30 protein-coding genes are annotated in these 25,336 nt (G+C 36.5%); 20 read left to right on the forward strand and 10 right to left on the reverse strand.

Going from position 1 to position 25,336, the window contains the following annotated elements; all coding sequences use genetic code 11:
* Positions 1-2 precede the first annotated feature (2 nt).
* Entirely contained in the window at positions 3-1,532 is a 1,530-nt protein-coding gene (locus CEF16_RS00975; protein ID WP_091586904.1) for an acyl-CoA carboxylase subunit beta, read from the forward strand.
* A 154-nt stretch (positions 1,533-1,686) separates the two neighbouring features.
* Complete coding sequence (locus CEF16_RS00980; RefSeq protein WP_091586905.1) at positions 1,687-1,896, forward strand: alpha/beta-type small acid-soluble spore protein; 210 nt, start codon at positions 1,687-1,689, stop codon at positions 1,894-1,896.
* Between the two features lie 136 nt (positions 1,897-2,032).
* On the opposite strand, the gene CEF16_RS23505 is transcribed toward CEF16_RS00980, so the two are convergent.
* Both CEF16_RS23505 and CEF16_RS00985 read right to left on the reverse strand, forming a co-directional pair.
* Positions 2,033-2,200: a hypothetical protein gene (locus CEF16_RS23505; RefSeq protein WP_170031462.1), complete on the reverse strand. Its 168-nt coding sequence runs from the start codon at positions 2,198-2,200 to the stop codon at positions 2,033-2,035.
* A 71-nt stretch (positions 2,201-2,271) separates the two neighbouring features.
* A complete protein-coding gene (locus CEF16_RS00985) occupies positions 2,272-2,499 on the reverse strand; it encodes a DUF5342 family protein (protein ID WP_091586906.1) in 228 nt (75 codons plus the stop codon).
* Between the two features lie 158 nt (positions 2,500-2,657).
* Here CEF16_RS00985 and CEF16_RS00990 point away from each other — a divergent pair, with 158 nt between their 5' ends.
* The 4 genes from CEF16_RS00990 to CEF16_RS01005 all read left to right on the forward strand — a co-directional run bounded on the left by CEF16_RS00990 (position 2,658) and on the right by CEF16_RS01005 (position 6,925).
* The gene (locus tag CEF16_RS00990; RefSeq protein ID WP_091586907.1) at positions 2,658-3,797 is read left to right on the forward strand and encodes a DUF445 domain-containing protein; all 1,140 of its coding nucleotides are present in this window, start codon (positions 2,658-2,660) and stop codon (positions 3,795-3,797) included.
* Between the two features lie 75 nt (positions 3,798-3,872).
* Positions 3,873-4,232: a YlbF/YmcA family competence regulator gene (locus tag CEF16_RS00995; protein ID WP_091586908.1), complete on the forward strand. Its 360-nt coding sequence runs from the start codon at positions 3,873-3,875 to the stop codon at positions 4,230-4,232.
* A gap of 146 nt (positions 4,233-4,378) precedes the next feature.
* Complete coding sequence (locus tag CEF16_RS01000) at positions 4,379-5,218, forward strand: HAD-IIB family hydrolase (protein ID WP_091586909.1); 840 nt, start codon at positions 4,379-4,381, stop codon at positions 5,216-5,218.
* A gap of 183 nt (positions 5,219-5,401) precedes the next feature.
* Complete coding sequence (locus tag CEF16_RS01005; protein ID WP_091586910.1) at positions 5,402-6,925, forward strand: coproporphyrinogen III oxidase; 1,524 nt, start codon at positions 5,402-5,404, stop codon at positions 6,923-6,925.
* 28 nt (positions 6,926-6,953) lie between these two features.
* On the opposite strand, the gene CEF16_RS01010 is transcribed toward CEF16_RS01005, so the two are convergent.
* A complete protein-coding gene (locus CEF16_RS01010) occupies positions 6,954-7,133 on the reverse strand; it encodes a YhzD family protein (protein WP_091586911.1) in 180 nt (59 codons plus the stop codon).
* A gap of 161 nt (positions 7,134-7,294) precedes the next feature.
* Between CEF16_RS01010 and CEF16_RS01015 the strand changes: the two genes are divergently transcribed.
* The 9 genes from CEF16_RS01015 to CEF16_RS01055 all read left to right on the forward strand — a co-directional run bounded on the left by CEF16_RS01015 (position 7,295) and on the right by CEF16_RS01055 (position 16,484).
* Positions 7,295-7,945 (forward strand): lytic transglycosylase domain-containing protein, encoded by a 651-nt coding sequence (locus CEF16_RS01015; RefSeq protein ID WP_091586912.1) that lies wholly within the window; start codon positions 7,295-7,297, stop codon positions 7,943-7,945.
* A gap of 33 nt (positions 7,946-7,978) precedes the next feature.
* The gene (locus CEF16_RS01020) at positions 7,979-8,251 is read left to right on the forward strand and encodes a hypothetical protein (RefSeq protein WP_091586913.1); all 273 of its coding nucleotides are present in this window, start codon (positions 7,979-7,981) and stop codon (positions 8,249-8,251) included.
* A gap of 27 nt (positions 8,252-8,278) precedes the next feature.
* On the forward strand, positions 8,279-9,040 hold the full coding sequence (gene yidC / locus CEF16_RS01025; RefSeq protein WP_245917731.1) for a membrane protein insertase YidC: 762 nt from the start codon (positions 8,279-8,281) through the stop codon (positions 9,038-9,040).
* A 63-nt stretch (positions 9,041-9,103) separates the two neighbouring features.
* Positions 9,104-9,646: a hypothetical protein gene (locus tag CEF16_RS01030; RefSeq protein ID WP_091586914.1), complete on the forward strand. Its 543-nt coding sequence runs from the start codon at positions 9,104-9,106 to the stop codon at positions 9,644-9,646.
* Between the two features lie 269 nt (positions 9,647-9,915).
* Positions 9,916-11,148, forward strand: coding sequence for a metallophosphoesterase family protein (locus CEF16_RS01035; RefSeq protein ID WP_091586915.1), 1,233 nt, complete (start codon positions 9,916-9,918; stop codon positions 11,146-11,148).
* A complete protein-coding gene (locus tag CEF16_RS01040; protein ID WP_170031465.1) occupies positions 11,145-14,021 on the forward strand; it encodes an ATP-binding protein in 2,877 nt (958 codons plus the stop codon). The genes CEF16_RS01035 and CEF16_RS01040 overlap by 4 nt, the downstream gene beginning before the upstream one ends.
* A gap of 89 nt (positions 14,022-14,110) precedes the next feature.
* The gene (locus CEF16_RS01045; RefSeq protein ID WP_091586917.1) at positions 14,111-14,794 is read left to right on the forward strand and encodes a response regulator transcription factor; all 684 of its coding nucleotides are present in this window, start codon (positions 14,111-14,113) and stop codon (positions 14,792-14,794) included.
* Positions 14,791-16,137, forward strand: coding sequence for a sensor histidine kinase (locus CEF16_RS01050; protein ID WP_091586918.1), 1,347 nt, complete (start codon positions 14,791-14,793; stop codon positions 16,135-16,137). The genes CEF16_RS01045 and CEF16_RS01050 overlap by 4 nt, the downstream gene beginning before the upstream one ends.
* Positions 16,138-16,217: 80 nt before the next feature.
* Positions 16,218-16,484 (forward strand): sporulation YhaL family protein, encoded by a 267-nt coding sequence (locus tag CEF16_RS01055; protein WP_245917732.1) that lies wholly within the window; start codon positions 16,218-16,220, stop codon positions 16,482-16,484.
* A 65-nt stretch (positions 16,485-16,549) separates the two neighbouring features.
* On the opposite strand, the gene CEF16_RS01060 is transcribed toward CEF16_RS01055, so the two are convergent.
* A complete protein-coding gene (locus CEF16_RS01060; protein WP_091586919.1) occupies positions 16,550-17,437 on the reverse strand; it encodes a peptidylprolyl isomerase in 888 nt (295 codons plus the stop codon).
* 145 nt (positions 17,438-17,582) lie between these two features.
* Here CEF16_RS01060 and CEF16_RS01065 point away from each other — a divergent pair, with 145 nt between their 5' ends.
* Both CEF16_RS01065 and CEF16_RS01070 read left to right on the forward strand, forming a co-directional pair.
* On the forward strand, positions 17,583-17,666 hold the full coding sequence (locus CEF16_RS01065; RefSeq protein WP_091272676.1) for a YjcZ family sporulation protein: 84 nt from the start codon (positions 17,583-17,585) through the stop codon (positions 17,664-17,666).
* A gap of 31 nt (positions 17,667-17,697) precedes the next feature.
* On the forward strand, positions 17,698-17,784 hold the full coding sequence (locus tag CEF16_RS01070) for a YjcZ family sporulation protein (RefSeq protein WP_091586920.1): 87 nt from the start codon (positions 17,698-17,700) through the stop codon (positions 17,782-17,784).
* 153 nt (positions 17,785-17,937) lie between these two features.
* Here the strand turns inward: CEF16_RS01070 and CEF16_RS01075 are convergent, their stop codons facing one another.
* On the reverse strand, positions 17,938-18,120 hold the full coding sequence (locus tag CEF16_RS01075) for a hypothetical protein (RefSeq protein WP_091586921.1): 183 nt from the start codon (positions 18,118-18,120) through the stop codon (positions 17,938-17,940).
* A 134-nt stretch (positions 18,121-18,254) separates the two neighbouring features.
* On the opposite strand from CEF16_RS01075, the gene CEF16_RS01080 reads away from it, so the two are divergent.
* Positions 18,255-18,824, forward strand: a complete 570-nt coding sequence (locus CEF16_RS01080; RefSeq protein ID WP_091586922.1) for a YpmS family protein — start codon at positions 18,255-18,257, stop codon at positions 18,822-18,824.
* Between the two features lie 21 nt (positions 18,825-18,845).
* Here CEF16_RS01080 and CEF16_RS01085 read toward each other — a convergent pair whose 3' ends face one another.
* From CEF16_RS01085 to CEF16_RS01105, 5 genes are all read right to left on the reverse strand, one after another.
* Positions 18,846-19,394, reverse strand: coding sequence for a DUF3267 domain-containing protein (locus CEF16_RS01085; protein WP_091586923.1), 549 nt, complete (start codon positions 19,392-19,394; stop codon positions 18,846-18,848).
* A gap of 376 nt (positions 19,395-19,770) precedes the next feature.
* Complete coding sequence (locus tag CEF16_RS01090; protein ID WP_091586924.1) at positions 19,771-20,334, reverse strand: HTH-type transcriptional regulator Hpr; 564 nt, start codon at positions 20,332-20,334, stop codon at positions 19,771-19,773.
* Between the two features lie 83 nt (positions 20,335-20,417).
* Positions 20,418-20,774 (reverse strand): YtxH domain-containing protein, encoded by a 357-nt coding sequence (locus tag CEF16_RS01095; RefSeq protein ID WP_091586925.1) that lies wholly within the window; start codon positions 20,772-20,774, stop codon positions 20,418-20,420.
* A 271-nt stretch (positions 20,775-21,045) separates the two neighbouring features.
* Positions 21,046-22,131, reverse strand: coding sequence for a 3-phosphoserine/phosphohydroxythreonine transaminase (gene serC / locus CEF16_RS01100; RefSeq protein WP_091586926.1), 1,086 nt, complete (start codon positions 22,129-22,131; stop codon positions 21,046-21,048).
* A 192-nt stretch (positions 22,132-22,323) separates the two neighbouring features.
* Complete coding sequence (locus CEF16_RS01105; protein ID WP_091586927.1) at positions 22,324-22,752, reverse strand: HIT family protein; 429 nt, start codon at positions 22,750-22,752, stop codon at positions 22,324-22,326.
* A gap of 177 nt (positions 22,753-22,929) precedes the next feature.
* On the opposite strand from CEF16_RS01105, the gene CEF16_RS01110 reads away from it, so the two are divergent.
* Positions 22,930-24,519: a long-chain-fatty-acid--CoA ligase gene (locus CEF16_RS01110; RefSeq protein WP_091586928.1), complete on the forward strand. Its 1,590-nt coding sequence runs from the start codon at positions 22,930-22,932 to the stop codon at positions 24,517-24,519.
* 199 nt (positions 24,520-24,718) lie between these two features.
* Positions 24,719-25,207 (forward strand): PCYCGC motif-containing (lipo)protein, encoded by a 489-nt coding sequence (locus CEF16_RS01115; RefSeq protein ID WP_091587001.1) that lies wholly within the window; start codon positions 24,719-24,721, stop codon positions 25,205-25,207.
* Positions 25,208-25,336: the final 129 nt, after the last annotated feature.

Consider the following 25,336-nt stretch of genomic DNA (forward strand, 5'->3'; position numbering starts at 1 on the left):
TTATGATAAACGAAGATTTTCACCAACAATTAGTCAATCGCATCGAAAAAGGCGGGGAAGAAAAATATCATGAAAAAAATAAAGAAAAAGGCAAATACTTTGTCCGTGACCGTCTAAATTTATTGTTGGATGATGGATTAACTTATGAAGACGGAAAATTTGCAAACAGCCAAGCGGAAGGGCTTGCTGCAGATGGTGTTATTACTGGTACTGGAAAAATTAATGGGCAGTTCGTTTGTTTTATGGCAAACGATTCTACTATAAAAGCAGGATCTTGGGGGGCAAGAACTGTAGAAAAAATTATTAGGATACAGGAAACCGCAGAAAAGCTGAGTGTACCTATACTCTATTTGGTTGATTCTGCAGGAGCAAGGATCACCGATCAAGTAGAAATGTTCCCAGGTCGACGAGGAGCTGGACGGATTTTTTATAACCAGGTGAAGCTGTCTGGACAAATTCCACAGGTTTGTATACTTTTCGGTCCATCAGCTGCTGGTGGGGCTTATATTCCAGCTTTTTGTGACACAGTAATTATGGTTGAAGGAAATGCTTCTATGTACCTTGGTTCTCCTCGAATGGCTGAGATGGTTATTGGGGAAAAAGTCTCTTTAGAAGAAATGGGAGGAGCAAAAATGCATTGCTCTGTATCTGGATGCGGAGACATACTTGCTAAAGATGAAGCAGAAGCTATCGAACATGCTCGTCAATATTTATCTTATTTCCCAGCTAATTTTGAAAATAAGACATCGTTAAATACACCGGAACCAGCGGTCCCTCCTGAAAAACCCTTGAAAGATATTATTCCTGCGAATCAAAACGCTCCATATGATATGTATCAGCTTATTAGTCATATTACAGACGCAGATCAATTTTTTGAAATGAAAAAAGAGTTCGCACCAGAAATTATTACTGGATTTGCTCGTTTAAATGGAGAAGCCATCGGAATTATTGCCAATCAGCCGAAAGTCAAAGGAGGAGTATTATTCCATGACTCTGCAGACAAAGCTGCCCGGTTTATTACGCTATGTGATGCATACCATATTCCCTTATTATTTTTAGCTGATATACCAGGATTTATGATTGGAACGAGTGTAGAAAAAGCAGGTATTATTCGTCACGGAGCAAAAATGATCGCTGCAATGTCAGAAGCAACCGTTCCAAAAATATCTGTTATTGTTCGAAAAGCATATGGAGCAGGATTATACGCAATGGCAGGTCCAGCTTTTGAGCCTGATTGCTGCTTAGCACTGCCTAGTGCACAAATTGCAGTAATGGGTCCAGAAGCTGCTGTGAATGCAGTATATGCAAACAAAATTGCAGAACTGTCTGAAAAAGATAGACCAGATTTTATTGAAGAAAAGCGTCAGGAGTATAAAGAAAATATTGATATATATAGACTAGCTTCAGAAATGGTTATAGACGGCATTGTAGAACCAGATGATTTAAGACGGGAATTAACCGAGCGGTTTGAGGGCTATAGGAGAAAATATCAAGTATTTTCTAAAAGAAAACATGCAGTTTATCCTGTATAACAGCAATATAATAGAAATGTATAGATTGACGAAGTAGAAAAACACATGGTTATACTAACTCCCTTCTCTTTTTTTCCTTAAATTACTATTCTTTTTGTAGCATAGTGTTTGAAATTCGATACAAACTATAGGTACAAAGAGGAGGTGAAAAACCATGGCAAACAACAACAGCGGTAACACTAACCAATTAGTAGTACCTGGAGTTTCTCAAGCTCTTGATCAAATGAAATTCGAAATTGCTCAAGAATTTGGAGTGCAACTTGGTGCTGACTCTACTTCTCGTTCTAACGGTTCTGTAGGAGGAGAAATCACTAAACGTCTTGTTCAAATGGCTGAGCAGCAAATGAGTGGTCAGCAGCAATAATTAAATAACATGGCTAGAGAGACTGTCGATAGGGGTGGCATGCCGCCACCTTGACAGTCTCCTATTTGTATAAGAAAAGAAAAAACAACTTAAATACAGCCTGGTTTGTTATACGCAAAGCCAGGCTGACGTGTATTTAATTGTGGGAAGGAGGTTCCTCTTTATCTAACTTTCTAGCTCCATCAATTTGAAAATTTTCATATTTTGGATTTACAGTACCTCCTGCCATTCCTTCGTTGATCATTCGGTCTACATCCATTCTATAATTTGTCTTATCCGTTTGTCCTTTTTGCAATTTATCCATGCCTTCCCCTCCCGTATTTTTAGCATGTCCCTTCATAGAGACGGTATACGGTGCATATTTTGGGAATTCATTTATACGGGCGGAGTATGATCCTCAAAAATATGATACAAAACTAAATCATGAACCTGAGTTGTTATATTTTCTTTGTCATTAGAAGGAAGCTGTTCTCCCTCCCATTTAATCGACCCGTCTTTAAAATACACGCCATTGTAGTATGATCCTTTAAAATAAAAGGAGAATGCCCACTCTTTTCGCAGCCAGTTATTCTTTTTTTCATACCATTGAAAATGCATAATCATTTCTATCCCCCCATTTCTAGGATAGTAAGTATTCTTTGCATCTTATCATATCAGAAAACAATCAAAAAGTTACTGCTGTCATGCTTGCCGAAAATTTATCCAATTGGTAAAGTAATAATGGTAAATTCATCAAGGTGCTAATTCAAAGGAGTTTAAAAATGGACGGATTATGGCTGATTATAATAATGATCACGGTTGGAGCTGTTATAGGCGGATTGACAAACTCGTTAGCTATAAAAATGTTGTTTAGACCGTATAAGCCAATTTACGTGGGGAAATGGAGAGTTCCTTTTACGCCTGGGCTTATTCCAAAACGAAGAGGAGAAATGGCAGAACAAATGGGGAAGATGGTGGTCAATCATTTATTGACACCAGAGGGAATTCAGAAAAAAATAATAGAAAAGTCTTTTCGCGTGAAGATGACAAAATGGATAACAGACGAAATCACTAAATCGCTTTATAGTTCTGCAGCTCTGACTGATTTTTTTCAAGAAACCTGGAATGTAAATGACATTAGAAACACGATCCAAGAGAAAACCGAATATTTTATAAAAGAAAAATTAGATCGTTTTATAATGGAAAATAAACATAAAGAAATAAAAGAACTTCTTCCTAAAGGTGTAATCGAAAAAGGAGATGAATTAGTTCCTTTTCTTGCTCGAAAAGTTACAAAAAAAGGAGTGGAATATTTTAAAGGGGAAGAAGGACGAAAACAGCTTTATGTTCTTTTGGAGAAATTTCTCCAGGGAAAAGGCTCAATGTTGAATTTTTTAGGTTCTATGTTTGGTAATGATAAAATAATTGAAAAACTTCAGCCGGAGATTGTTCGTTTTTTTGAAGATCCAGCCTCAGAAGTATTCATTAGGGATTTAATTGAAAAGGAATGGTTAAAAATACAACGGAACCCCTTTTCTACAGCAGCTTATCTGATTGATACGGATAAATCAGCCAAGAAGACGGCTGATTTATTAAACAAAGAGTTACCTCTTTTCAATTATTTAGATAGTCCTTTATATGAATGGGCACCATCCTTTGAAGAAAAAATAACAAAACAATGGATACCTGGGGTTATCGAACAAGTACAAGGTTTTTTAGCGGACAGACTGAGTAACTTGTTTGAACAATTGGAGTTAGAAGATGTTGTGAGAGAAAGAGTAGACACATTTTCGGTAGATCGGCTAGAAACAATGATACTCTCTATTTCAAGACGTGAATTTAAAATGATAACTTACCTTGGTGCTCTTCTAGGTGGATTAGTTGGACTGTTTCAAGGCGTATTTGTTATCCTTTTTCTTTAAAAGTTGGGGATAAGGATGATTTATAGAAGCTTTTCATGTTATGCTCGGTAAAGATTTAAAAAAGGAGGACCAATAATGTCCAATATTTATGACAGTGCCCGAGAATTATCTCAGACTTTAAGAAACAGTGATGAATTTCAAAACTTGAAAAATTTGCATGAAGAAGTGGAAAACGATGAAGTAGCAAAAAGAATGCTTGATAATTTCCGCCAAATACAATTGGACCTTCAACAAAAACAAATGCAAGGCCAGCAGCCATCGGAAGAAGAGATTACACAAGCACAAAAACAATTTGAAATGGTTCAGCAGCACGATGTTATCTCCAAATTGATGGAAGAAGAACAACGTATGAGCACTATAATTAGTGATTTGAATAAAATTATTACCGAACCTCTTGAAGATCTTTATGGGTCTCCTGAAGAGCAGCAAGGTTAGTAAAAAATTTTCCCTGCAGAAATGTTTCTGCAGGTTTTTTCTATACATAAAAGTCATTTGTTTCATGATTTGTTTCCGTTCTAAAGAATGCCCGGACAACATAGGGTAAAGTAGAAAAGGCTTAGCGCCGAGGAGGGGGAAACAACATGAAGTACCGATTATTGGCGATGAGTATAGACGGTGTACTTTTGAAAAATAATGATCGGATCAGCCGGGAAACAAAAGAAGCCGTTGATTTTGTTCGAAAAAAAGGAGTATATTCTGTACTTGTAACCAACCGAAGTTTTTCAGCAGCTAAAAAGACAGCAAAACAATTAAAAATGGAGCATGAGATGATTTCTCACGGCGGAGCCTTATTAGCAGGCATGTCGGGTATGCCGATCTTAGAGGCCAGAATGCCTACAGAGATGGTATTTGATGCTGCTGAATATTTAGAACGTTATCCATGCCGTATACAACTTGAAAGTCAAGACTATGAATGGGAAAATAAACATCAGCATACCAGAAAGATGCTCGGTAAGATACAATTCAGCCTGGGAGAGGGGTTATTCCAGCCCAAAACATACACAGAAAAAGTATCTGCTTCTGTTTATGAACAACAGCTAAGTGCTTTACGGTTGTTCGGAGAGTTTGAAGAAGAACAGCAAGCTGTAAAGTGCAGGGAGGAGTTATTAGAAGCTATACCAGGTATTATAATAGAACAAACTGGAAAACATTTAACAATAAAAAAAGAGCAAGCAACGAAGGAATATGCATTATCCTATCTTATGTCTGAACTTGGTATAAACAGGGAAGAATCAATTTTTGTTGGTTCAGGAACCGCGGACGCACCTGCCTTGGAAATGGCTGGAATTGGGGTAGCTATGGGGCAGGCGTCTGATGAGTTGAAGGAAAAAGCAGACTGGGTTACACGTTCAAATGAGCAAGACGGAGTAGCATATATGATTAAAGAAGTATTCCGAAAGCAAATGAGAGTAGAAGTATAACACCTATAAAACAGCGGGCCGGTATAAATACCGGCCTTTTCTAATACTTTAGGAAAGTATCAGTTTGCTAAAGGTTCAAAGTATAACATAAGGGTTCACTGGCAAGCCGAGTTTTTATTGACCACAGGAAATACATTATGTACACTTAAGCTGATTTCAACCAAACAGGAAGGAATGAATCAAATGATTATTCATATAAAAGGGGCAGGAGACAAAGAACTGCGCCCTCTTCAGCACATTGCTGACATGTACGATATAGATGCAGAGATAAATATGGCCACAAAAACAAATTCAGAAGCGGTAGTTACTTTTGAAGAAACAAGGAAAGGTGAGTATATTGCTTTGACAGCGACATTTATACATACTAATGGAGCCTGTTTAAAAGAGACGTTCCAAAAGCACGCCCCTCTATTATTAAGCGAAAAAGATATTTATAAGAAAGCAAAACAAGTAAGAGCTCATCTGTTTGTGAAGCTTTTAAACAAATGGACAAGCACCATTCAGCCTTGGGGAACCCTAACCGGTATTCGTCCTACTAAATTATGGCACTCTCTTTATCAGGATGGACTTGAACTAGCAGAAATAAAAGAACACTTGCAAAATGACTATTTAGTGTCAGAAAATAAAGCTGCCCTTTTAGAAAGTATCGGCCGCCGCCAGCAAAAAGTGCTGCCAGACTTATATGAATTGCATAATGGCGTAAGCATTTATATAGGAATACCGTTTTGCCCTACAAAATGTGCTTATTGTACATTTCCAGCTTATGCAATAAACGGAAAGAATGGGTCTGTCGAAGCATTTCTTACTGGACTGCATTTTGAAATGGAACAAATTGGAGCATGGCTTGAACGAACTGGGGTGCCGGTAACAACCATATATTTTGGAGGAGGTACGCCAACGAGTATAAGTGCAGCAGAAATGGATGAGCTATATGCAAAGATGTATGAAGTTATTCCTGGAATACATGACGTACGAGAAATAACAGTTGAGGCTGGCAGGCCTGATACAATCACTCCCGCAAAGCTTAATGTCCTTTCAAAATGGAATATAGATCGTATAAGTATTAATCCTCAGTCTTTTGATAATCAAACGTTAAAAGCAATCGGCCGGCATCACTCCGTTGAAGAAACAAAAGAAAAGTACGAATTATCTCGTAAAATGGGAATGAAAAACATAAATATGGACTTAATAATCGGTCTTCCTGGGGAAGGGACAAAGGAAATGGAAAAAAGTCTAGAAGAAACAGAAAAATTGTCTCCTGAATCCGTAACGGTTCATACGTTATCTTTTAAAAGAGCTTCTACGATGACAAAGCAAAAAGAAAAATATAAAGTAGCAGAAAAAGATGAAATTGAAAAAATGATGGAGATGACAGCTGCTTGGATGAATTCTCATCATTATCACCCTTATTACCTGTACCGGCAGAAAAACATATTAGGTAATTTAGAAAACGTAGGATATTCATTAGAAGGACAAGAAAGTTTATATAATATTATCATTATGGAGGAAGTTCAAACAATTATTGGTCTTGGCTGTGGAGCTGCAAGTAAATGGGTAGATCCGGTTACTAAAAAAATAGGCAGATTTGCCAATCCAAAAGATCCGGTATCCTACAATAATCGGTTTGAAGAATACACAGATAAAAAAATCGCCTCATTAGATCAATTGTTTAAAAACCATATAGATCATAAAGCTGTTCCGGAATAACCTTGGAACAGCTTTATGTATAATTCGTTTACCTGTGAAACAATAGTAATTTTCCATTTCGGGTCATCCGGTGAGTTACATCTTGAAAGTTTTTTTCTTTAAGCCGCTGCTTTCCGTGGTCAATAGCTAATGTATCTTTTTCATATTCGAATGTTTCATTTAATAATAAGGAACCGTCTTTATCAAACACCGTAAGAAAGTATTGCAAGTGAAATCCCCTCCTTTAATTTAACTGAATATTCGTTTAATATATTTATTTTACGACGAAATAAAACATCAAACAAGTCACTTTATTTATAAATTTTGTCACTATTTCGTCTATAGATTTATTTGTTGTTTTTGGTAACATGGTAGAGGGGAGGTGCAGCATTGGCAAAGAAAGAAAAGAAAAAGCCGGTACGAACTGCTATCGTTTTGTTCTCCTTGTTTTTATTCATTGGAGCGTTATTTTTAAAAGCAGTCAATAACGGAGAATCAGGTAAAGAAAAGTTTTCCCAAACTTTTTCAAAAGAAGAAATACCAGAATCTTTGATTCCTATATATAAAGAGGCAGCAGAAGAGTACGAAGTGTCATGGGAATTACTTGCAGCCGTTCATAGAGTAGAAACAGTGTTTTCAACGATGGATGAACTAGAGAGTCCAGCCGGTGCAATCGGGCACACCCAATTTATGCCATGTACTTTCATCGGTTGGGGATATCCAGGATGTGAAGACGAAGAAAAAGGAAATTTGGATATACCAAAATCTACTTTAACGGATATGTCTGTTATTAATAAATATGGTGGTTACGGTGTGGATGGGAATGGAAATGGCAGAGCAGATCCTTATGACATAGAAGATGCGGTTTATTCCACAGCAAATTACTTGGCCGCAAATGGAGCAGCAGATGGAAAGGAAAAGAAAGCAATATTTCAATACAATCAAGCTGATTGGTACGTGGAAGAAGTGTTAGCTTATGCTGAAGAATATGAAAAACATTATGTGGCAGTGAAAAATAAAGAATATGACTTACATAATTAAGTGCTTATTTAGAAGAAAAGGAGCGGGTGACTATTGATTGAATTCATAATCGATGTAAATTTAATCGAAATGTTGTTCGTCATTTCTTTGCTTTATATTGCTGGATGGTCTGTATTAGAGTCATCTTCTGGATACTGGAACTGCAGTCACCAAATAATACACCGTCTTCAATTAGAGAGAGAAAACTTTGAGCCTCTGTTTATTCCAAAATATTTTTCGTTCACTTTTATTAAAAGAAAAGTTCCAGCAGTGGATGATCATAAGGATGAAGATGAAGCTAGTAATCATTTCTCCAAAAATGTTTAAAAAACAAACGGGAGGAATGATGAAACTTTGGATAAAAAATGGAAATTATTTTTAGCAGCTTTAGCAGCAGTAATTCTTATTTCAGGTTGTGGAATAGAGCAAGCCCCGATTACTTCAGAAAGTGAGGGCATATGGAACCACTATTTTGTCTATCCGCTTTCCTGGGTGCTGACTTTTTTCGCAGACCTTTTTCTAGGCAGTTATGGATCAGCGATCGTGATGGTGACCATAATTATTCGCTTGCTCCTGCTGCCTCTGTTTTTAAAACAGCAAAAAAGCACTTTGGCCATCAAACAGCTTCAGCCTGAAATGGAAGCTTTGAAAAATAAATTTGATTTAAAAAAACAAGAACAGATGCAGCAATATCAACAGGAAATAATGAGCCTTTATAAAGAAAATGGAGTTAATCCGATGGCAGGCTGTTTGCCTATATTTATTCAAATGCCGATCTTAATGGCGTTTTATTTTGCAATTGTACGAACGGAAGAGATTGCAAATCATAGTTTTTTATGGATGAATTTAGGCGAGCCGGATCCATGGTATATTACACCTTTAGCAGCTGGTATTGTTATGTTTTTACAGACAAAAATGAGTATCACAGATACTTCTTCTGCTCAGATGAAGCCGTTGTTGTATATAATGCCAGTTATGATGGTGATAGCAGGAATCGCATTGCCGTCTGCTCTCTCTTTATATTGGTTTGCAGGAGGAATATTTATGGTCTTTCAATCTCTCCTATTTGCGCACCAAAGAAAACAAATGAAAGAACAGGAATCAACTCAGATCTAAAGGATTATGCACAAACGCCCGTGTCTTGAATAGGATAGGATGGAAAAGGAGGCGGGCGTTTATATGAACAATGATATGCATATGTATAATTTGTGCCAGCAGCATCTGGGTCAATTTGTGATGGTTCAAACAAAAAACAATGAATATTTTAATGGTTATGTTGAAGACGTAGACGAAAACAATGTTTATTTGATGATTCCAGATTATGATAACAATCATGCGTACCAAAACATGAATGGAAATAATATGGAAGAGGTAATGCCGCAGTACATGAACGGAAACGATATGCACCACATGATGCCGCAGCACATGAACGGAAACGATATGCACCACATGATGCCGCAGCACATGAACGGAAACGATATGCACCACATGATGCCGCAGCATATGAACAATAACCATATGGAAAATGTGATGCCTTACACTTCTCCATCGAAGCAAAAAAAATGCGGCTGCAATAATAGAGATGACCGGCAATTTTACGGATTTGGCGGATACCCTGGTTTCTATTACCCTTACTACTACCCCTATTACTACCCTCGTTTTAGAAGATTAATTCTGCCATTAGCAGCGCTCGTTGCGTTATCTGCACTACCATATTATTAAACACTCAGCTCCCTCTTCGAAGAGGGGGTTTTTACATGTCCAGGAAGCTTTCTGCTGTGGATAATTTTTCGTATTATTTGATTAGTGTCGAGCTTCAGAGTCTAGCCCCACAGTTAAAGAGGACCTTATACTAAAACAGCGAATGTTCTAAAAGAAGACAAGCCGAGTTTTAATATTTTTCTAATAAAACAGCAAGGAACTCATACGAGCATATGTTCACTTGATTTTGATATAATGAAATAATAACAAATAAGAAAGGTTGGCCTTATATGGAAGCATTGCGATTTATTCATGCTGCTGATCTTCATTTGGGCTCCCCCATACCGGCAGCTGCTGGAGCTTCTTCCTTATTAAAAAATCAATTGGAAGATAGTATATATACTGCTGTACATAAAATGATTGAAGATGCTATTCAATTACAAGTGGACTTTGTAATATTAGCAGGCGATTTATTCGATCAAGAAAACAGAAGCGTAAAAAGCCAGCTTTTTCTCAAACAAAAGTTAGAGCTGTTAAAACCCTATGATATTAACGTTTACATTCTATTTGGCAACCATGATCCCATGGACAAAAAATATGCACCGGTCGGATGGCCAGATCACGTTGAAACTTTTTCAACAGAGCCGGAGACAAAAATTTATTTTAAAAACAATAGACCAGCAGCCCGTCTCTATGGATGCAGCTATAGTGATCGATCACTTCAAACGAACATTGCTAAAACATACGAGAAAAAAGAAGGAGTTCCATTTCACATAGGTGTTGTTCACGGCCAAGAAAAAAATATGGCAGGGTCCGCTCATTATGCTCCTTTTTCCTTGAGGGATCTTGAGGAAAAAAATATGGATTATTGGGCACTTGGACATATTCATACAAGGCAGTATTTAAGACGTCATATTTGTTATCCAGGTAATATCCAAGCAAGACATCGCAAGGAACAAGGGGAGAAAGGCTATTTGTTAGTGGAATTGGAAAAGGATAATATTGATGTTTCTTTTCAAGCCGTTTCCCCAGTGGTGTTTGAGAAAGTCGACGTGATAATAGATGGGCACGAAACATTTGATAGTTTATCGAACACACTGTTAAGTCAAATTAAAGAAATGTCCCATAATAATGCAGCTGGTTTATGGCTTGAAGTGGAGTTTACCGGGAATGGCAATTTAAGTGAATATATTCAAAGCGAAACAATTATCGAAGAATGGAAGGAAACTTTGAATGAAATTGGTTCATCAGAAAGTCCTTTTTTTTATATTTACGAAATAATAAATAAAACACTTCCACTTTCTATATCTAAACAAATCAACGAAGGTGATCATTTTCTCGGCGATGTGGAGCAAGCAGCGAATTATTACAAAACGTCTCCAAAAATTCTTGAAAAAGAATGGGAGGAGCTGCTTGGCCATCCATCAGTGAAAAAGTTTATTTCACAACCGGAAATCGATTTTATTATAGAAGAAGCAGAGCGGTTAGTATGGAATAAGTGGGGAAAGGGGGAGTCGAGTTGAATATTGAAAAAATACATATTTATGGTTTCGGAAAGTTTATAGATTGCTCCATTGATATTCAACAACCCATTCATATTATACAGGGAGAAAATGAAGCAGGAAAATCTACTCTGCGGGCTTTCATCGCAGCTATTCTCTTTGGATTTCCTTTTAAAAAAGAAAAAAGGCTTCGATATCAACCAAAAAAAAGCAGTTCTTATGGCGGAAGCTTAACATTGCGGTTACAAAGTGAAAAAGTAATTACCATTGAACGTGTAATGAGAAACAAAGCAGCTGGCGATGTTGCGGTGTACTTAGAAAATGGGGAAATATTAGGAGAAGAATGGCTGCTTTCCTTTTTAGGAAACATGGATCGAACGGTGTTCCAAGGAATTTTTTGTTTTGGTTTAGAAGGCCTAAGTGAAATCGAGCAATTAAAAGGAGATGCCTTAAACAGATATATTTATGAAGCTGGCATGACAGGAACAAAACGAGTTTTTCAAATGGACAAAGATATAGATAGTGAGTTGAGCGCTCTTTTTAAGCCAAAAGGGAAAAAGCCAGTAATTAATAAAAGTATTAAAGAGCTAAACAGTCAGCTAATGGAGCTGAGAAAATGGGAAAGAGAATTTGATCGTTATAGTATGCTTCTAAAACAAAAAATGCAGTTTAAACAAGAGCTGGATGCACTTCAAACAGAAAAAAAACGGTTACTGAAAGAAAAGGAAAATCTGCAGCGAAAAGAGACCTTACTTCGTTCAGTGCAGGAAAAAATAGAATTAGACCGAAAAGCGAAAGTTTTGGAGCCATTTGATAAGGTAGCTCTAGAATTAGAGGAACAATGGAAACATTATAATAATGATAGAACGGAAGCAGAGAAAAGAATAGAAGAAAATAATATACGCATTCAACAGCTGTCTTCTAAACATTCTGGGGCTTTCGTTAATTGGACTATTATTAATGCAAAAGATAAAATTTATGCATTAAAAGAAAAAGTCCCACTGTATAAAAAATACGTGAAGGACAAAGAAGGTCTGGGTTTATCTATACAGAAAAAAAAAGAGAAAGCAGCAGACCGATTAGAACGTTTAGGGATATTAGATGAAGGACAACTGGAATTAAGTGTAACAACCATTTTGGCCGAGAAGGAACTCCATCAAATTATAGAAAAGGGCAAAGAGCTAAAAGAAAGACAGCGACTGCTTGAGGAACAACATATAGAGCAGCAACGAAAACTCGATCTATTAAAAATGGATCTCTTTGAACTTGAACAACAACGAAGGCCTCTCTCTGAGTGCAATAATAGTAAGAGAATAGTGTTTGACCAAGAATATCTGGAAAAAGGTTTTCGCCGTTCAGGAAATACAACCGAGGTGATGCTTCAACTAGCAGCAATTATTTTTTTAACCTTAGGATGTTGGGAAATACTAACCGGCAGCTTGCTTTTTGGGGGTGTTGTATCCGTAATAGGAACTGCCGCGTTTGTTTTCTTATTTTACCGAAAACAAAGACAAAAAAACTCTTTTGAAGAAAGTGATAATCAAAATTATTCAGAGCATAAGCAACTGCTTGAACAAGATCAAAGGACAGAAGCTGCTGTAAGAGAAATGAAATGGCAGTCTGACAGAGAAGAAAACATATATCAATCTTTTGTCGATCGATTAAAAGAGGCAGCTGTTAAGTGGAAGGGACTAGAAAATGAATTACAAGAATGGTGCAGCCGTTATCAATTTCCTTCTATAAACAGCATTCATATTGCTGAAAGTTTCTTTCAAGCTGTTAGAGAATGGAAAGAATTAAACGAAGAAATATTAGAATTGAAGAAAGAACAAGAGATGGTTAGTAAAGACTTAGAAGAAATAAAAACAGAAGTAAATGATATCGCAAAGCTAACCGGTTTTCCATTGGATAATCCTTTAGAAGACATTAAAACGGGATTGTGGGAGCGATATAAAAGAGAAGAACAAGAAAATAATATATATTTAAAAGAAGCAGAGAAAATAGATGCAGCGTTTCAACAGAAACAATATTGGATGACAAAGAAAACAAATGCTGTAAAACTTATCAATAATCTCTATAAAACAGCTGAAGCTGACAACCAAGAAGCATTTTTTCATGCGATCAGCCAAAAAAAGCAATATTTAGAATGGAAAAAGCAAAAACAATGGCTTGAACAGCAAATAACTGGTCAACTCCTGCCAGAAGAAACAATAGAGGATTGGGTAAAAGAACTGCATTCCACTTTTACTCAGCCAGAAGAAAAAAGAGGGCTGCTGCATGACGATTTAGTCAGCTTAGAACAAAAAGAACAAGACCTTTTTCAAACGCTTGCAGAGGTTAGACAAGATATAAAAAAAATAGAAGAAGGGGGAACTTACGAAGAAAAATTACAACAATTTGAAGAAGACAAAGCAAATTTACGGAAGAGGATTCATCAATGGCTTGTCTTAAAAACATCTAAACAATTGATTGAGCAAGCAAAAGCTGTATACGAAAAGGAAAGACAGCCTCAAGTGATTCAAAAAGCATCGTCTTATTTTTCTTATATCACAAGAGAAAAATATGAACGACTGTTTGCACCAGCTGGGGAAGAAAAATTTATCGTAGAAGATTCATCGGGATTAAGGTTTTCGCCTGAGGAATTAAGTCGGGGAACAGCTGAGCAGTTATATCTCTGCTTGCGTCTTGCCCTTGCAGAGGCGTATAGCCAAGCAGAAGTTGTTCCGCTCATTATGGATGACCCTTTTGTGAATTTTGATCAAGTCCGTCAGCAATCAGCTTTTTCATTATTACATAAAGCTGCTGCCAACAGACAAGTCATTTATTTTACCTGCCAAATCCCCTCTAGCCGCGTCTTATCGGAGTGTGCTGTAACACGGCTTTCTAGCAGTTGATCATAAGGATAGGTGGAACTATAACAAAAAGCCTGCTACGATAAACCTTGACCCAAAATAATATTCAGGCTCAGAAAGGATAATAGAATATGAGTACGTATAAAATTTATCTCGTCGAAGATGAAAATAATTTATCAGAAGTATTAAAAGCATATATGGAAAAAGAAGGCTGGACAGTCAACGTGTTTGATAATGGGGATGATGCCATTGCTGCAGTAAAAGAACCTCCTCATTTATGGGTGCTTGATATTATGCTTCCTGGTACCGATGGCTATCAAATTTTAAAAGGAATTCGAGAAAATGAAGGGAACGTTCCTGTTATTTTTATATCAGCGAGAGATCAGGATTTAGATCGGGTGCTGGGCCTTGAAATGGGAAGCGATGATTATTTAGCTAAGCCATTTTTACCTCAAGAACTCATTATCAGAGCGAAAAAGTTGTTATCACGTGTTTACGGTGAACAGACTAATGAACATAAAAAGGTAGAATTAAATGAATATGTTATTGATCCAGAAGCAAGAACGGTTACGGATCAAGAAAATAGTAACCAGCATGTTGAACTGACGACAAAAGAAATGGATCTCATATTACTATTGACTGAAGATATTGGAAAAGCTCTTTCGCGAGAAGAAATTATTGAAAAGGTATGGGGAGAAAATTATTTTGGTTCCGAACGGGCAGTAGATGATGTCGTACGACGAGTTCGTAAAAAAATGCCGCGTATTCATCTAGAAACGTTATATGGCTATGGGTACCGTGTTTTGTCGTCATGATGAAAGTTAACTTAACACAGCGGATTTGGTTATCATTTATTGCTTTAGTTGTATTGGTCGGTTTAACGATGATAATCGTTTATCCGATATCTATCAAAGGAACTTTAACAGATGAAACGTACCGTATTATTGAACAAGAACAGGCAAGAATGGCTAATCCATTTAGCGATTATTTTACTCCTCCTCAATCAGAACTTGACTTCATTGAAAGAAGGGAAGCAGAACGTTCTGTCGGTCATCTGTTTTTATTCAATGATTTAGGAACATTACGCGGTGAGCCGGTGCCGCCCGATAATGTTCTAAAAGAAATGGTTTCAAACGCAGTTAATCAAGATAACGAACGAGAACGGTATGAATTAACGTATAATGATGCTACTTTATTTTATGTAATCACAAGGATTGAATCCGATGGGGAGGAAGCATTCCAAATTTCATACATGTGGGACACATACAGGGATCTTATGGTAAACAGATTGTGGGAAAGACTTATATACTTGCTTTTGATTACAAGTGCTCTTAGTTTGCTGCCGGCAATATGGTTAAAACGCTATCTACGCCAGCCGTTAAGAGTGTTAGGGAACCATTTTGAACAAATAGCAAAACGAAATTGGAAAGAACCTTTTCGTTGGGAAGGAGACGATGATTTTCAGAAGCTATCTGACCAATTTGAAAGCATGAGACAAAATCTTATACGTTATGACCGTTCGCAAAAGACGTTTATTCAGCATGCTTCCCATGAACTAAAAACACCTATTATGGTAGTGAAAACGTATGCACAATCAGTTAAAGATGGAATTCTTCCAAAAGATAATATCGAACAGACGATGGATGTCATATTAGATGAAGCAGATCGCATGGATAAAAGGGTAAAAGATATGCTCTATTTTACTAAATTAGATGCGTTGAAAAAAGAAACCATTAATGTAGAAGAAATAATGTTTGGGAACTTGGCTTTTCAAATTGAAGAAAGATTTCGTATGCAGCGTGAAGATTTGAAGTTCATTATTCAGGGGGCTGATGTGAGAATAAACGCGGACCCTGAGCATATGCAGGTATTATTAGAAAATTTAGTAGAAAATGCGATGAGGTATGCAGAAGATACAATATGGATGAAAGCAGAACAGAAAAAAGATACAGTCGAAATCCATGTTAAAAATAATGGTACACAAATTAACAAAGAAGATATTCCTCATTTGTTTGCTCCTTTTCGCAAAGGCAACAAAGGTCAATTTGGTCTAGGACTAGCTATTGTTAAAAGAATTGCGGAGCTACATCAAGGGCATCATGAAGCGGTCAATGAAGAAGATGGTGTGACGTTTAAAATTACCTTGCCGAAGAAGTGAGATTCTGCAGGAGAATAGAATATCTTTTTGATAGGCGCATATGATGAAAGCAAGGACAAGGTTTTACGAAGGAGGGGCTTATGAATAACCGCTCAAAAAAATTCTTGATGACGCTTATCGTACTGTTTTTCGTTCTGGTAGTATGGCAGCGTTTTGCACAATCAGGTCCAGTTCAAGTTCCATCATGGGTGCTGTTAACAGGGGTAGGGATTATATTTAGCGGATATATGTATTGGCAGACAAGCAGGACGGAAAAAAAGGAAGATGAACGCTGGATTGAACAAGAAGGTCGTATTTTTATACGCAGGATGGAGGAAGAAAGAGAAAAAAGACGTGCTTCTTCCTAAGCTGCTGTAACAATCAGCCTGGCTGAGGTTTAAACCCGGCCAGGCTGATTATATGAAAAAGGAATTTATGACTGAATCCAGTCCTCATAAGAAGATTCTTTTACGTCAATGTTGGCTTCTTCCATTAATTCCTGCATCACTTCTTCTGGAGATTTTGACTGTTCTTCTCGTACTTTCTCTTCGATATCTTCTTCAAGTTCTTCATATGATTCATTTTTGTCGAGCACTTCGATAATATGATAGCCAAATTCACTTTTAACTGGTTCACTGATTTCTCCAGGTTCCATTGAAAAGGCTGCTTCATCAAATGCTTCGACCATTTCTCCTCTAGTAAAAGTATTTAGGTCTCCTCCTTCAGAAGCAGAGCCAGGATCCGTTGAATGTTCTTCAGCCAGTTCAGCAAAATCTGCGCCATTTTCGAGTTCTTCACGAATTTCATTAGCTTGATCTTCATCCTCTACCAAAATATGACGAGCAGAAATGCTTACTAAATCTTCTTTGTTTTCCTCAAAATATGTTTCTTTATCTTCCTTGGTAATCTCTACATCAGCTGCTGCAAGCTCTTCTAAAACGAGCTGCGGCTTTAAAAAATCATTTTTGAAGTCATCCATTGAGTCAATAGGAAGCTGAAATTGAGTTTGAAGCATGGTCAAAAGCTCCTCATCTTTTTCCACACCGTAATCCTCTTTAAATGATTCGAGCTCTGCATCAACTTGTTCGCTATCAATACTTAGCTGTTCAGATTTATCTTGAATAATAATATTTTGTACCATTTCATTTAAAACCTGTTCGCCAACATTATTTTTTAATTCTCCTATAAATTCTTCTTCAGTAAGAGAAGTATCATTAACCTCTACAATTGTTTTCTCTTCTCCGGCTCCTTGGTCACCGCTGCAGGCTGTTAATACAAGCGTTCCACTTAAAACAGCTGCCAAAAAATAAGATTGTTTCATAAAACTTCCATCCCCTTAACATTTATCAGACAAACTATATCTTATCACACTATCCCAAAAAAAGAAAAAAATTTAGGCAAAAACCTAAACCAAGTCATCTCTCTATACATAACATAATTCAGCAAGAGAAATAGGAGGTGTGAATATGTCTAAGGGTTATTACGGTGGATTTGCCTTAATTGTAGTCCTTTTCATACTGCTTGTTATTGTAGGTGCGGCTTGGTGTTAAATATATCGCCGTGAATAAGGGAGGGAGAAAAATGGGATATGATTACAACTTCAATTTTGCTCTGATTGTCGTGCTGTTCATTTTGCTTATTATTATTGGGGCAGCATGGATGTATTGATGTATTAATGAAAAAAACTTTCCTGAAGGAAAAGTCCTTCGGGAAAGTTTAAATACTCTGTTAGTATAAAATTTTATTGGATAATAATACGGAGACACAACCCGACGGCTTTAAAAAAATTTTTATACCGTAAGACTTAGTCTCCTAATATACCTATACAAACCATAATTCTACAAAAGTAGATGTGAGTAAAATGGTTAGTAAAATATTAATGGTTCTAAAAATTTTAGGCTGACGTTCTGCTGGAATCTCTTTTTGGACACAGAGGGCATTTGTCATGGAATTTATAACAAATAAATAAACTAAAGAAAATAATAAGAAAAATACAACGAGCATAATTTTACCCCCAATACCTTATATCTACTTTACTTTAACAAAACTTTTTACAAAATGATAGTTTTTTAGGTGGCTGGAATGGAAATGGACAAGCATAATAGTAATAGTTTAATTGTAGAAAGCAGGTGTTAACAATGAGTCGAAGCAAAAAAAACAGTTGGAAATGGTTATTCTTTTTATTGCTGACTCTTAATGTATTATTTGTGTTCAGCGTATTTCTATTGATTACAACAAACCCCAATTCCGAATCTGAACCACATGATGATTACTCTTCTGATGAATATACCGAATATTTTTCGGTACATTTAACCCAATCACAGCTCAATCACTTGCTGCATGAACAACTAGAAGAGGAAAAAGTAAGCGCAGAAATAGTTGATAAAGAGGCTAGAATTTCATCTTCTGTATCCATATTGGGGAGAACAATCGATGCAAGCATGGATTTTGAGCCAGCTGTCTTAGAAAATGGAAATATTGTATTGCACCAAAAGTCTTTCAATATAGGAGGATTATCCTTACCAGGTTCAGAGGTTTTATCTATATTAAGCTCACAAGCTGATATACCGGATTATGTTGAAGTGCAGCCTGGTAATAATCAAATTTTGGTCAAGTTGAATGAAATACAGATAGCTGATCAATATTATTTAAGAGCGGAAACCTTCGACTTGGAACAAGATGCTATAACAATAAAAGTTGGAAAATGAACTGGTGTATAAAAGCAGCCGTCAAATCGGCTGCTTTAGTAATATATCTATACCATTTTTGTTTTGTTCAATAAAACATTCTCGAGGAGCGCCAGACAATTGTTTAAGATAAATAAAATCATAGACGGCAAGACCTGTATTAAATGAAAACACCAATAAAAAATAATACATATATGGTGGAAATGTAATAGCTCCTAAAAAGGAAGCAAAGTTAATAAACAAGGTTGGAAACAACATGGCACCTACATAAAAGTTCCGCCCCACCGGTTTTGTGAATTTCATCATGATTGAAGGGAATTTTTGTCTTCTGTTAAATTTGAAGTCAGCTTTGATTCGTACACCCACAAACCATAACGGAATGATATGAAGCAGAGTGTGCACAGGATACAATAACATTAAGAAGCCAAACGTTTTTAGCATACTTAACTCTGCATAGGTGACTTCATTATAATAAAGACTAAAAACTAAAAAACTGAATATAAAAGTTATAATTATAAAAGTTAATGAGATAAGCATTAATCTCGAAGGGTTGTATTCTTTTCTTAAGTTAATGGATTTCCAACAATTCATGAGGATTCCCCCTCTCTCTACTACCTAATTGAATAATTTAAAGCCTAAAGCGTCAAAAATCAATAGAATAATGAAAAATAGTCAAAAGAAAAACCTTTTCGACAATTCTGGACAAGAGAGGGTTCCCTTTAGTAAAACTTGGCTTACCGTCCATTCTTATGGCGGAAGACGAAGTTTTGCTTATAATTTGATCCTTTAACAAAGTTATATATTCCTAAAGTATTAGAAAAACTCGGCTTACCGCCGAGTCCTATGGCGGAAGACGAAGTTTTGCTTATACTTTGATCCTTTAACAAAGTTATATATTCCTAAAGTATAAAAAATGTCTGGTTCGCAATCGGAACCAGACACTGAAAAAACGGATAAAAATATTATGTTACTCGGAAGGTTTTACAGGGGTGAGGGTACCATTTTCTTCTGTAAACTCTTCATCAAACGTAAACAAGGACTTTTCGAATATCTCCATGAAATCTTCACCGTAAATATGACGAAGAATAGTTGTAAGCTCTGAAAAATCAGGAAATTTCCCGTAGAGTTCTTTAATTGGCAATGCGCCGTTATATACACTATACGTATCTGGATTATATGCTTCAATTGTTGCTAATAATAACTTATCTCCTTCTGGTGTTAATTCAATATACGTGTTTCTTTTATCATTTGTTTTTTTAGAAAATGTCAATAATTCTCTTTCCTCAAGTTTTTTTGAGAAGTTGAATGCTGTGGAAACATGCATTACGCCAAATTTTGCTATATCTGAAATGGAAGCTCCCTCCATATGATATGCAATCCATAAAATTTGGTGTTCATTAATATTTAAATTATATGGTTTAATCCATTGCTGCCAATCTTTTTCAACAGATTTCCATAATGCTTTTGTAATCTGGGCAAATTTATGGCTGAACAGTATAGACTGTTTTGTAGAAAAAGAAGACTGGTCCATCTTCTCCCTCCCCTCCCTGGTATTATTGTAATAAAAAGATTAATTAATTTATTTTTCCAAAAATTAAAGATGCTAAACGACAATTATTCAGACTCTTTACGAATTTGATCATTTAATTCAGCAATAGCATCTGAAATTTCTTTCACTTGATGTTGGATGGCTTCTACTTCTGGTTCGACTTCCTCTTTATAGCGGCTGTATGTTCTTTTCATCTCTTGTGTTAAGCCATCAACAGCTTCGAAACCTTCAGTAGCCGCATAGCGCCAGTCTTGAACTGTATCTCTTCCTTTGCTTGCAGCTTTTTGATTAAGAGATCTCCAATTAAAGTTCTTAAAAGAATCTCTTGTCCTGTCTCCAGAAGCGGGAGCAGTAAGCAAGGCAGAAAGCCCTCCAATAACAAAACCGGTAAATATGCCAGTAAATAATGATTTCGAATCCACTCTACCACCTATCCTTTCTCTCTTTTTTTACACTTTTAGGAAAGTATAAGAAAACTACGGCATTCGCAATAATGCTTTGCCGACAAGCCGAGTTTTCTCTAACAATATTTATTAAAATATTATTCTTTTATAACAGTATAGAGAAAAATTTTGACAATGAAAAGCATTCTAGGGTATTTAGCGTTAAAAAGAGAAAAAATGAAAAGAAAAAAGCTGTCCACAGATTTATCATCTGAAAACAGCAAGAAATTAAATCGGTTACGTTTAAAAGTTATTGATTTTTTTGTTGAAAATCGATCATAAAATCTTTTAAGGCTTTACAGGATTCAACAGAAACAGCATTATATATAGAAGCTCTGCATCCTCCAACAGACCGGTGACCGTTTAAACCCACAAAACCTGCTTGTTTTGCTTCCATAAGAAATTTTTGGTTTAAATCTTCCTTTTTAAGATTAAAGGTTACATTCATATATGAACGGCTTTCTTCTTGAGCATGCCCCTTATAAAAGCCACCGCTGTTATCAATTACGTCGTAAAGCAGTTCTGCTTTTTCTTTATTACGTATTTGCATACCAGCTGCACCGCCGTTATCTTTGATCCAATGCAATACTTTATTAAGCATATAAATGGCAAATGTCGGCGGGGTATGATACAAAGAATTCTTTTCAACATGTGTGTTGTATTTTAATAATGTAGGGATATTTTCTTTTGATTGTTCAAGAAGTTCTTTTTTCACTATTACTAGCGTAACTCCTGATGGCCCAAGGTTTTTTTGCGCACCAGCATAGATAAAAGAGAAACGATCTACTGGAATTGGTTTGCTTAAGATATCACTTGACATATCTGCAAAGAGGGGCGCGCTCGTGTTTAAATCGAAATCATGGTACTGCGTGCCAAAAATCGTATTATTTGAAGTAATATGAACATAGGCATCATCACTGCTTGTTTCTATGCTGTTTCTATCGGGAATATACGTATAGTTACTTTCTTTAGATGCTGCACCTATTTTTGTCTCTCCCAACGCTTTTGCCTCTTTTAAAGCTTTTTCAGACCAGGCCCCCGTAAGTATATAGTTTGCTGTTTTTCCATTGGTAAGAAAATTCATTGGAATCATTGAAAACTGAAGACTGGCTCCTCCCTGTATTAAGAGGACTTCATAATCATCTGGAACGTTTAGAAGGTCTTTTACTAAAGAAATTGCTTCATTATGTACAGCTTCATAATCTTTGCTACGATGACTTAATTCCATCACAGACATCCCAGTGTTATTAAAATTCACGAGTTCTTTTTGCGCTTCTTCCAGGACCTCGACAGGAAGAGCTGCAGGACCTGCATTAAAATTATGGGCTCTGGCCATATTCTCCACTCCTTTTATAACTAACAAAATTAATAAATTGCTTTTGTGAATATCCTAACAAAACTGTATTAGAAGTGCTAATACTTTTTTGAAAAAGAAGCAGAAAAGTAGAAATTTTTATTGATTGTTCTTTGTTGTTTTGTAAAAAAACCTGCTGGATCATCCAACAGGAAATAATGCTTATATCATTGTTTAAAGGTGCTGGTTAATCCCTTGGGCAATTTGCTGAAGTTCTTCTGCTGAATATTTACTGCTGTTATCCTGCCAAGTCGGCTGAAAACCATCTTCTGTTCCATAGCGGGGGATAAAGTGCAGATGATAATGAAAAACAGATTGAGAAGCAGCTTCCCCGTTATTATTAACAAGATTTAACCCCGCAGGATTGAATTCTTTTTTGATGGCATTAGCGATGTTAGGGACAACTCGGAATAACTGAGAAGCCGTATCTTCTTGCAATTCATATACATTTGGCTGATGATCTTTAGGTATTAATAAAGTATGACCTTTTGTAACTTGTCCAATATCTGCAAAAGCTATGACATTGCCGTCTTCGTATACAATAGAAGCAGGAATGTCACCGGCAACTATTTTACAAAAAATACAGTTTTCGTCTCTTTTCATCTTTTTCTCTCCTTTGGTGAAAGTATCTATTTTCCATTATCTTATCAGCCAATGTAAGTGAAAACAATAAGTGCATCTGTATTATAACTGAATAATTAATAAAATTCTTACAATTGAATATGGAGAATGATATAATACTATTATCTTACTGGTAATGAAGGCAAAGGAGGAATTATAATGTATGTCCCTCTTGTACTAACACAGTTTCTTGACCGAGCAGTCGAACTATATGGAGAAAAAATTGCAGTTATTGATGAAAACAAAAAAGTAACGTATTCAGAATTAAACGATAGGGTGAATCAATTATCGCACGGTTTGAAAGCGCTTAATATAAAAAAAGGCGATAAAGTTGCTTATCTCGCTCCTAACACACTTGAAATGCTAGAAGGGTTTTATGGCGTGTTCCAGCTTGGCGCTGTTATGACACCCCTTAACACTAGGTTGAAACCAGAGGATTATCAATTTATTTTAAACCATAGTGAAAGTAAAGTTTTGTTTGTAGAAAACGAATTATTTCCATTGATCCAACCAATTGTTCCGAAACTTGAGACAGTAGAAACAATTATTGTTCACGGAGCTGAGTCGAATAGGGAAGAATATAAAAGTTATGACATTTGGCGTGAACAATTTTCAAAGGAATCTGTTGAACGAGTGGAACTCGATGAACATGACATTGCAAGTCTGCTTTATACAAGCGGCACTACGGGCAATCCAAAAGGAGTATTGCTTACACATCGCAGCAATTACTTGCACGCTATGTCAACAATGCATCACCTTCGCGTTTCCGATCAAGATACGCTTTTACACGTTTTGCCAATGTTTCATGTGAATGGGTGGGGATCTCCTTTTTATTATACTGCAAACGGAGCTACGCAGGTTATGCAAAGGAAAGTAGAACCTGCTTCCATTTTTGGGAATATACAAAAACATAATGCAACAGTAGCTCATATGGCCCCAACGGTCTTAAACATACTGTTAGAATATTACAGTTTAAATAAAGAACGATTAAATACAGACCAGGACATGCGCATTGTAATTGCTGGTTCTGCACCGCCTCCTGCATTTGTAACAAAAGTAGAAAAAGATCTCGGCTGGGAATTCATACAAGTTTACGGGATGACCGAGATTTCTCCGCTCGTCACTATTTCACAAATTCGTCCACAGCATTCTCATTTGTCTATAGAAGAAAAACATTCAACGAAAGCCAAAACCGGATACGCTATGATAGGGTCAGAAGTAAGGGTGGTAGATGAAAAAGGGAACCAGGTACCAGCAGATGGCAAAACAATAGGGGAAGTAATTGTTCGTTCAAATAATGCAATGGAGGGATATTTAAAAAATCCGGAAGCAACCTCAGATACGATAAAAAACGGCTGGCTGCATACAGGAGATATGGCAGTGGTCGATACAAATGGTTACATTCAAATTGTAGACAGAAAAAAAGATGTAATCATAAGTGGTGGAGAAAATATATCTTCAATCGAAGTAGAAGGATATTTGTATAACCATCCGGATGTAGTAGAAGCAGCCGTTGTTGCTGCTCCTCATGAAAAATGGGGAGAGGTTCCTCATGCTGTCGTCGTTAAAAGAGAAGGGTCTAATGTTTCGGATCAAGAATTAATAAACTTTGCTAGAAGTAAAATGGCTCATTTTAAAGCACCAAAAAGCATATCGTTTATTGACGCACTCCCCAAAACGGCTTCTGGCAAAATTCAGAAAGTACAGCTTCGTAAAGAGTTTTGGGGGGAAAAACGAAAAGTTAATTAGTTCTAACAAGAAAACGCAAAATAATTAAGGGAGAATGCTTCACTTTAGTGGAGTGTTCTCTCTTTTTATCCACTTGGATTTGCCGGCTAGCGGAGTTTTTCTAAAGTCAGGAGGTATCATAACGCCATATAATTGTCAGGAAATACGGATTCAAGACTGTGATACAATAAATATTGAAAAAATGAGAAAAGGTGAGGGTATGAAAAAAATTAGAAATGTAGTTTTCCTTCTTGGTATATCTGTTATTCTTGCTGCATGTTCTGAATCTGAAAATGCCGGGCCGCCTGTAGGAGAACAAGAAGAAAAAGGATATGATATATTGGAAACCACAGCTTCCGCTGCAGAGGGTCCGCAATTTTTAGAACACGCCAACGGCTCTATTCCATCAATTTATGAAGAAACTGCTGGCCATCAAGAACTTTTAACACACATTCCATGTTATTGCGGATGCGGAGAGTCTGCTGGTCATGATCATGCGTTTGACTGTTTTATAGATCATGTAAATGAAGATGGTACTGTTGTATGGAACAATCATGGTATGAAATGCGGCGTGTGCCTTGAGATAGCAGCTAGAGCTGTGGACATGAAAAATGATGGGTATTCAGATAAAGAAATTCGGGAAACTATTGATAAAGCTTATATTGACAGTGGTATGGAACCTACTTCAACACCGAAGCCGCAAGCATGAAATAGAAAAAACCTTTGAAAATGTGGTCTTATCCGTTTCAAAGGTTTTTTAGCAGCTTCTTTTCCTTCGGATTCAGAGAGGGTAAAATGAAAATTGTATCGTTGCAGTACTGTGAAAAGCTAGTTAAAG

Source organism: Alteribacillus bidgolensis (assembly GCF_002886255.1).
Lineage (GTDB): Bacteria > Bacillota > Bacilli > Bacillales > Marinococcaceae > Alteribacillus > Alteribacillus bidgolensis.

Excerpts from the sequence above, each read along its gene's own strand:
- serC (WP_091586926.1), bottom strand. The coding sequence starts at position 22,131 with ATGGCCAGAGCCCATAATTTTAATGCAGGTCCTGCAGCTCTTCCTGTC.
- CEF16_RS01055 (WP_245917732.1), top strand. The coding sequence starts at position 16,218 with ATGAATAACCGCTCAAAAAAATTCTTGATGACGCTTATCGTACTGTTT.
- CEF16_RS01030 (WP_091586914.1), top strand. The coding sequence starts at position 9,104 with ATGAACAATGATATGCATATGTATAATTTGTGCCAGCAGCATCTGGGT.
- CEF16_RS00995 (WP_091586908.1), top strand. The coding sequence starts at position 3,873 with ATGTCCAATATTTATGACAGTGCCCGAGAATTATCTCAGACTTTAAGA.
- CEF16_RS23505 (WP_170031462.1), bottom strand. The coding sequence starts at position 2,200 with ATGGATAAATTGCAAAAAGGACAAACGGATAAGACAAATTATAGAATG.
- CEF16_RS01035 (WP_091586915.1), top strand. The coding sequence starts at position 9,916 with ATGGAAGCATTGCGATTTATTCATGCTGCTGATCTTCATTTGGGCTCC.
- CEF16_RS01085 (WP_091586923.1), bottom strand. The coding sequence starts at position 19,394 with ATGAATTGTTGGAAATCCATTAACTTAAGAAAAGAATACAACCCTTCG.
- CEF16_RS00990 (WP_091586907.1), top strand. The coding sequence starts at position 2,658 with ATGGACGGATTATGGCTGATTATAATAATGATCACGGTTGGAGCTGTT.
- CEF16_RS01050 (WP_091586918.1), top strand. The coding sequence starts at position 14,791 with ATGATGAAAGTTAACTTAACACAGCGGATTTGGTTATCATTTATTGCT.
- CEF16_RS01075 (WP_091586921.1), bottom strand. The coding sequence starts at position 18,120 with ATGCTCGTTGTATTTTTCTTATTATTTTCTTTAGTTTATTTATTTGTT.
- CEF16_RS00985 (WP_091586906.1), bottom strand. The coding sequence starts at position 2,499 with ATGATTATGCATTTTCAATGGTATGAAAAAAAGAATAACTGGCTGCGA.
- CEF16_RS00980 (WP_091586905.1), top strand. The coding sequence starts at position 1,687 with ATGGCAAACAACAACAGCGGTAACACTAACCAATTAGTAGTACCTGGA.
- CEF16_RS01110 (WP_091586928.1), top strand. The coding sequence starts at position 22,930 with ATGTATGTCCCTCTTGTACTAACACAGTTTCTTGACCGAGCAGTCGAA.
- CEF16_RS01045 (WP_091586917.1), top strand. The coding sequence starts at position 14,111 with ATGAGTACGTATAAAATTTATCTCGTCGAAGATGAAAATAATTTATCA.
- CEF16_RS00975 (WP_091586904.1), top strand. The coding sequence starts at position 3 with ATGATAAACGAAGATTTTCACCAACAATTAGTCAATCGCATCGAAAAA.
- CEF16_RS01000 (WP_091586909.1), top strand. The coding sequence starts at position 4,379 with ATGAAGTACCGATTATTGGCGATGAGTATAGACGGTGTACTTTTGAAA.
- CEF16_RS01065 (WP_091272676.1), top strand. The coding sequence starts at position 17,583 with ATGTCTAAGGGTTATTACGGTGGATTTGCCTTAATTGTAGTCCTTTTC.
- CEF16_RS01090 (WP_091586924.1), bottom strand. The coding sequence starts at position 20,334 with ATGGACCAGTCTTCTTTTTCTACAAAACAGTCTATACTGTTCAGCCAT.
- CEF16_RS01115 (WP_091587001.1), top strand. The coding sequence starts at position 24,719 with ATGAAAAAAATTAGAAATGTAGTTTTCCTTCTTGGTATATCTGTTATT.
- CEF16_RS01080 (WP_091586922.1), top strand. The coding sequence starts at position 18,255 with ATGAGTCGAAGCAAAAAAAACAGTTGGAAATGGTTATTCTTTTTATTG.
- CEF16_RS01005 (WP_091586910.1), top strand. The coding sequence starts at position 5,402 with ATGATTATTCATATAAAAGGGGCAGGAGACAAAGAACTGCGCCCTCTT.
- CEF16_RS01060 (WP_091586919.1), bottom strand. The coding sequence starts at position 17,437 with ATGAAACAATCTTATTTTTTGGCAGCTGTTTTAAGTGGAACGCTTGTA.
- CEF16_RS01105 (WP_091586927.1), bottom strand. The coding sequence starts at position 22,752 with ATGAAAAGAGACGAAAACTGTATTTTTTGTAAAATAGTTGCCGGTGAC.
- CEF16_RS01070 (WP_091586920.1), top strand. The coding sequence starts at position 17,698 with ATGGGATATGATTACAACTTCAATTTTGCTCTGATTGTCGTGCTGTTC.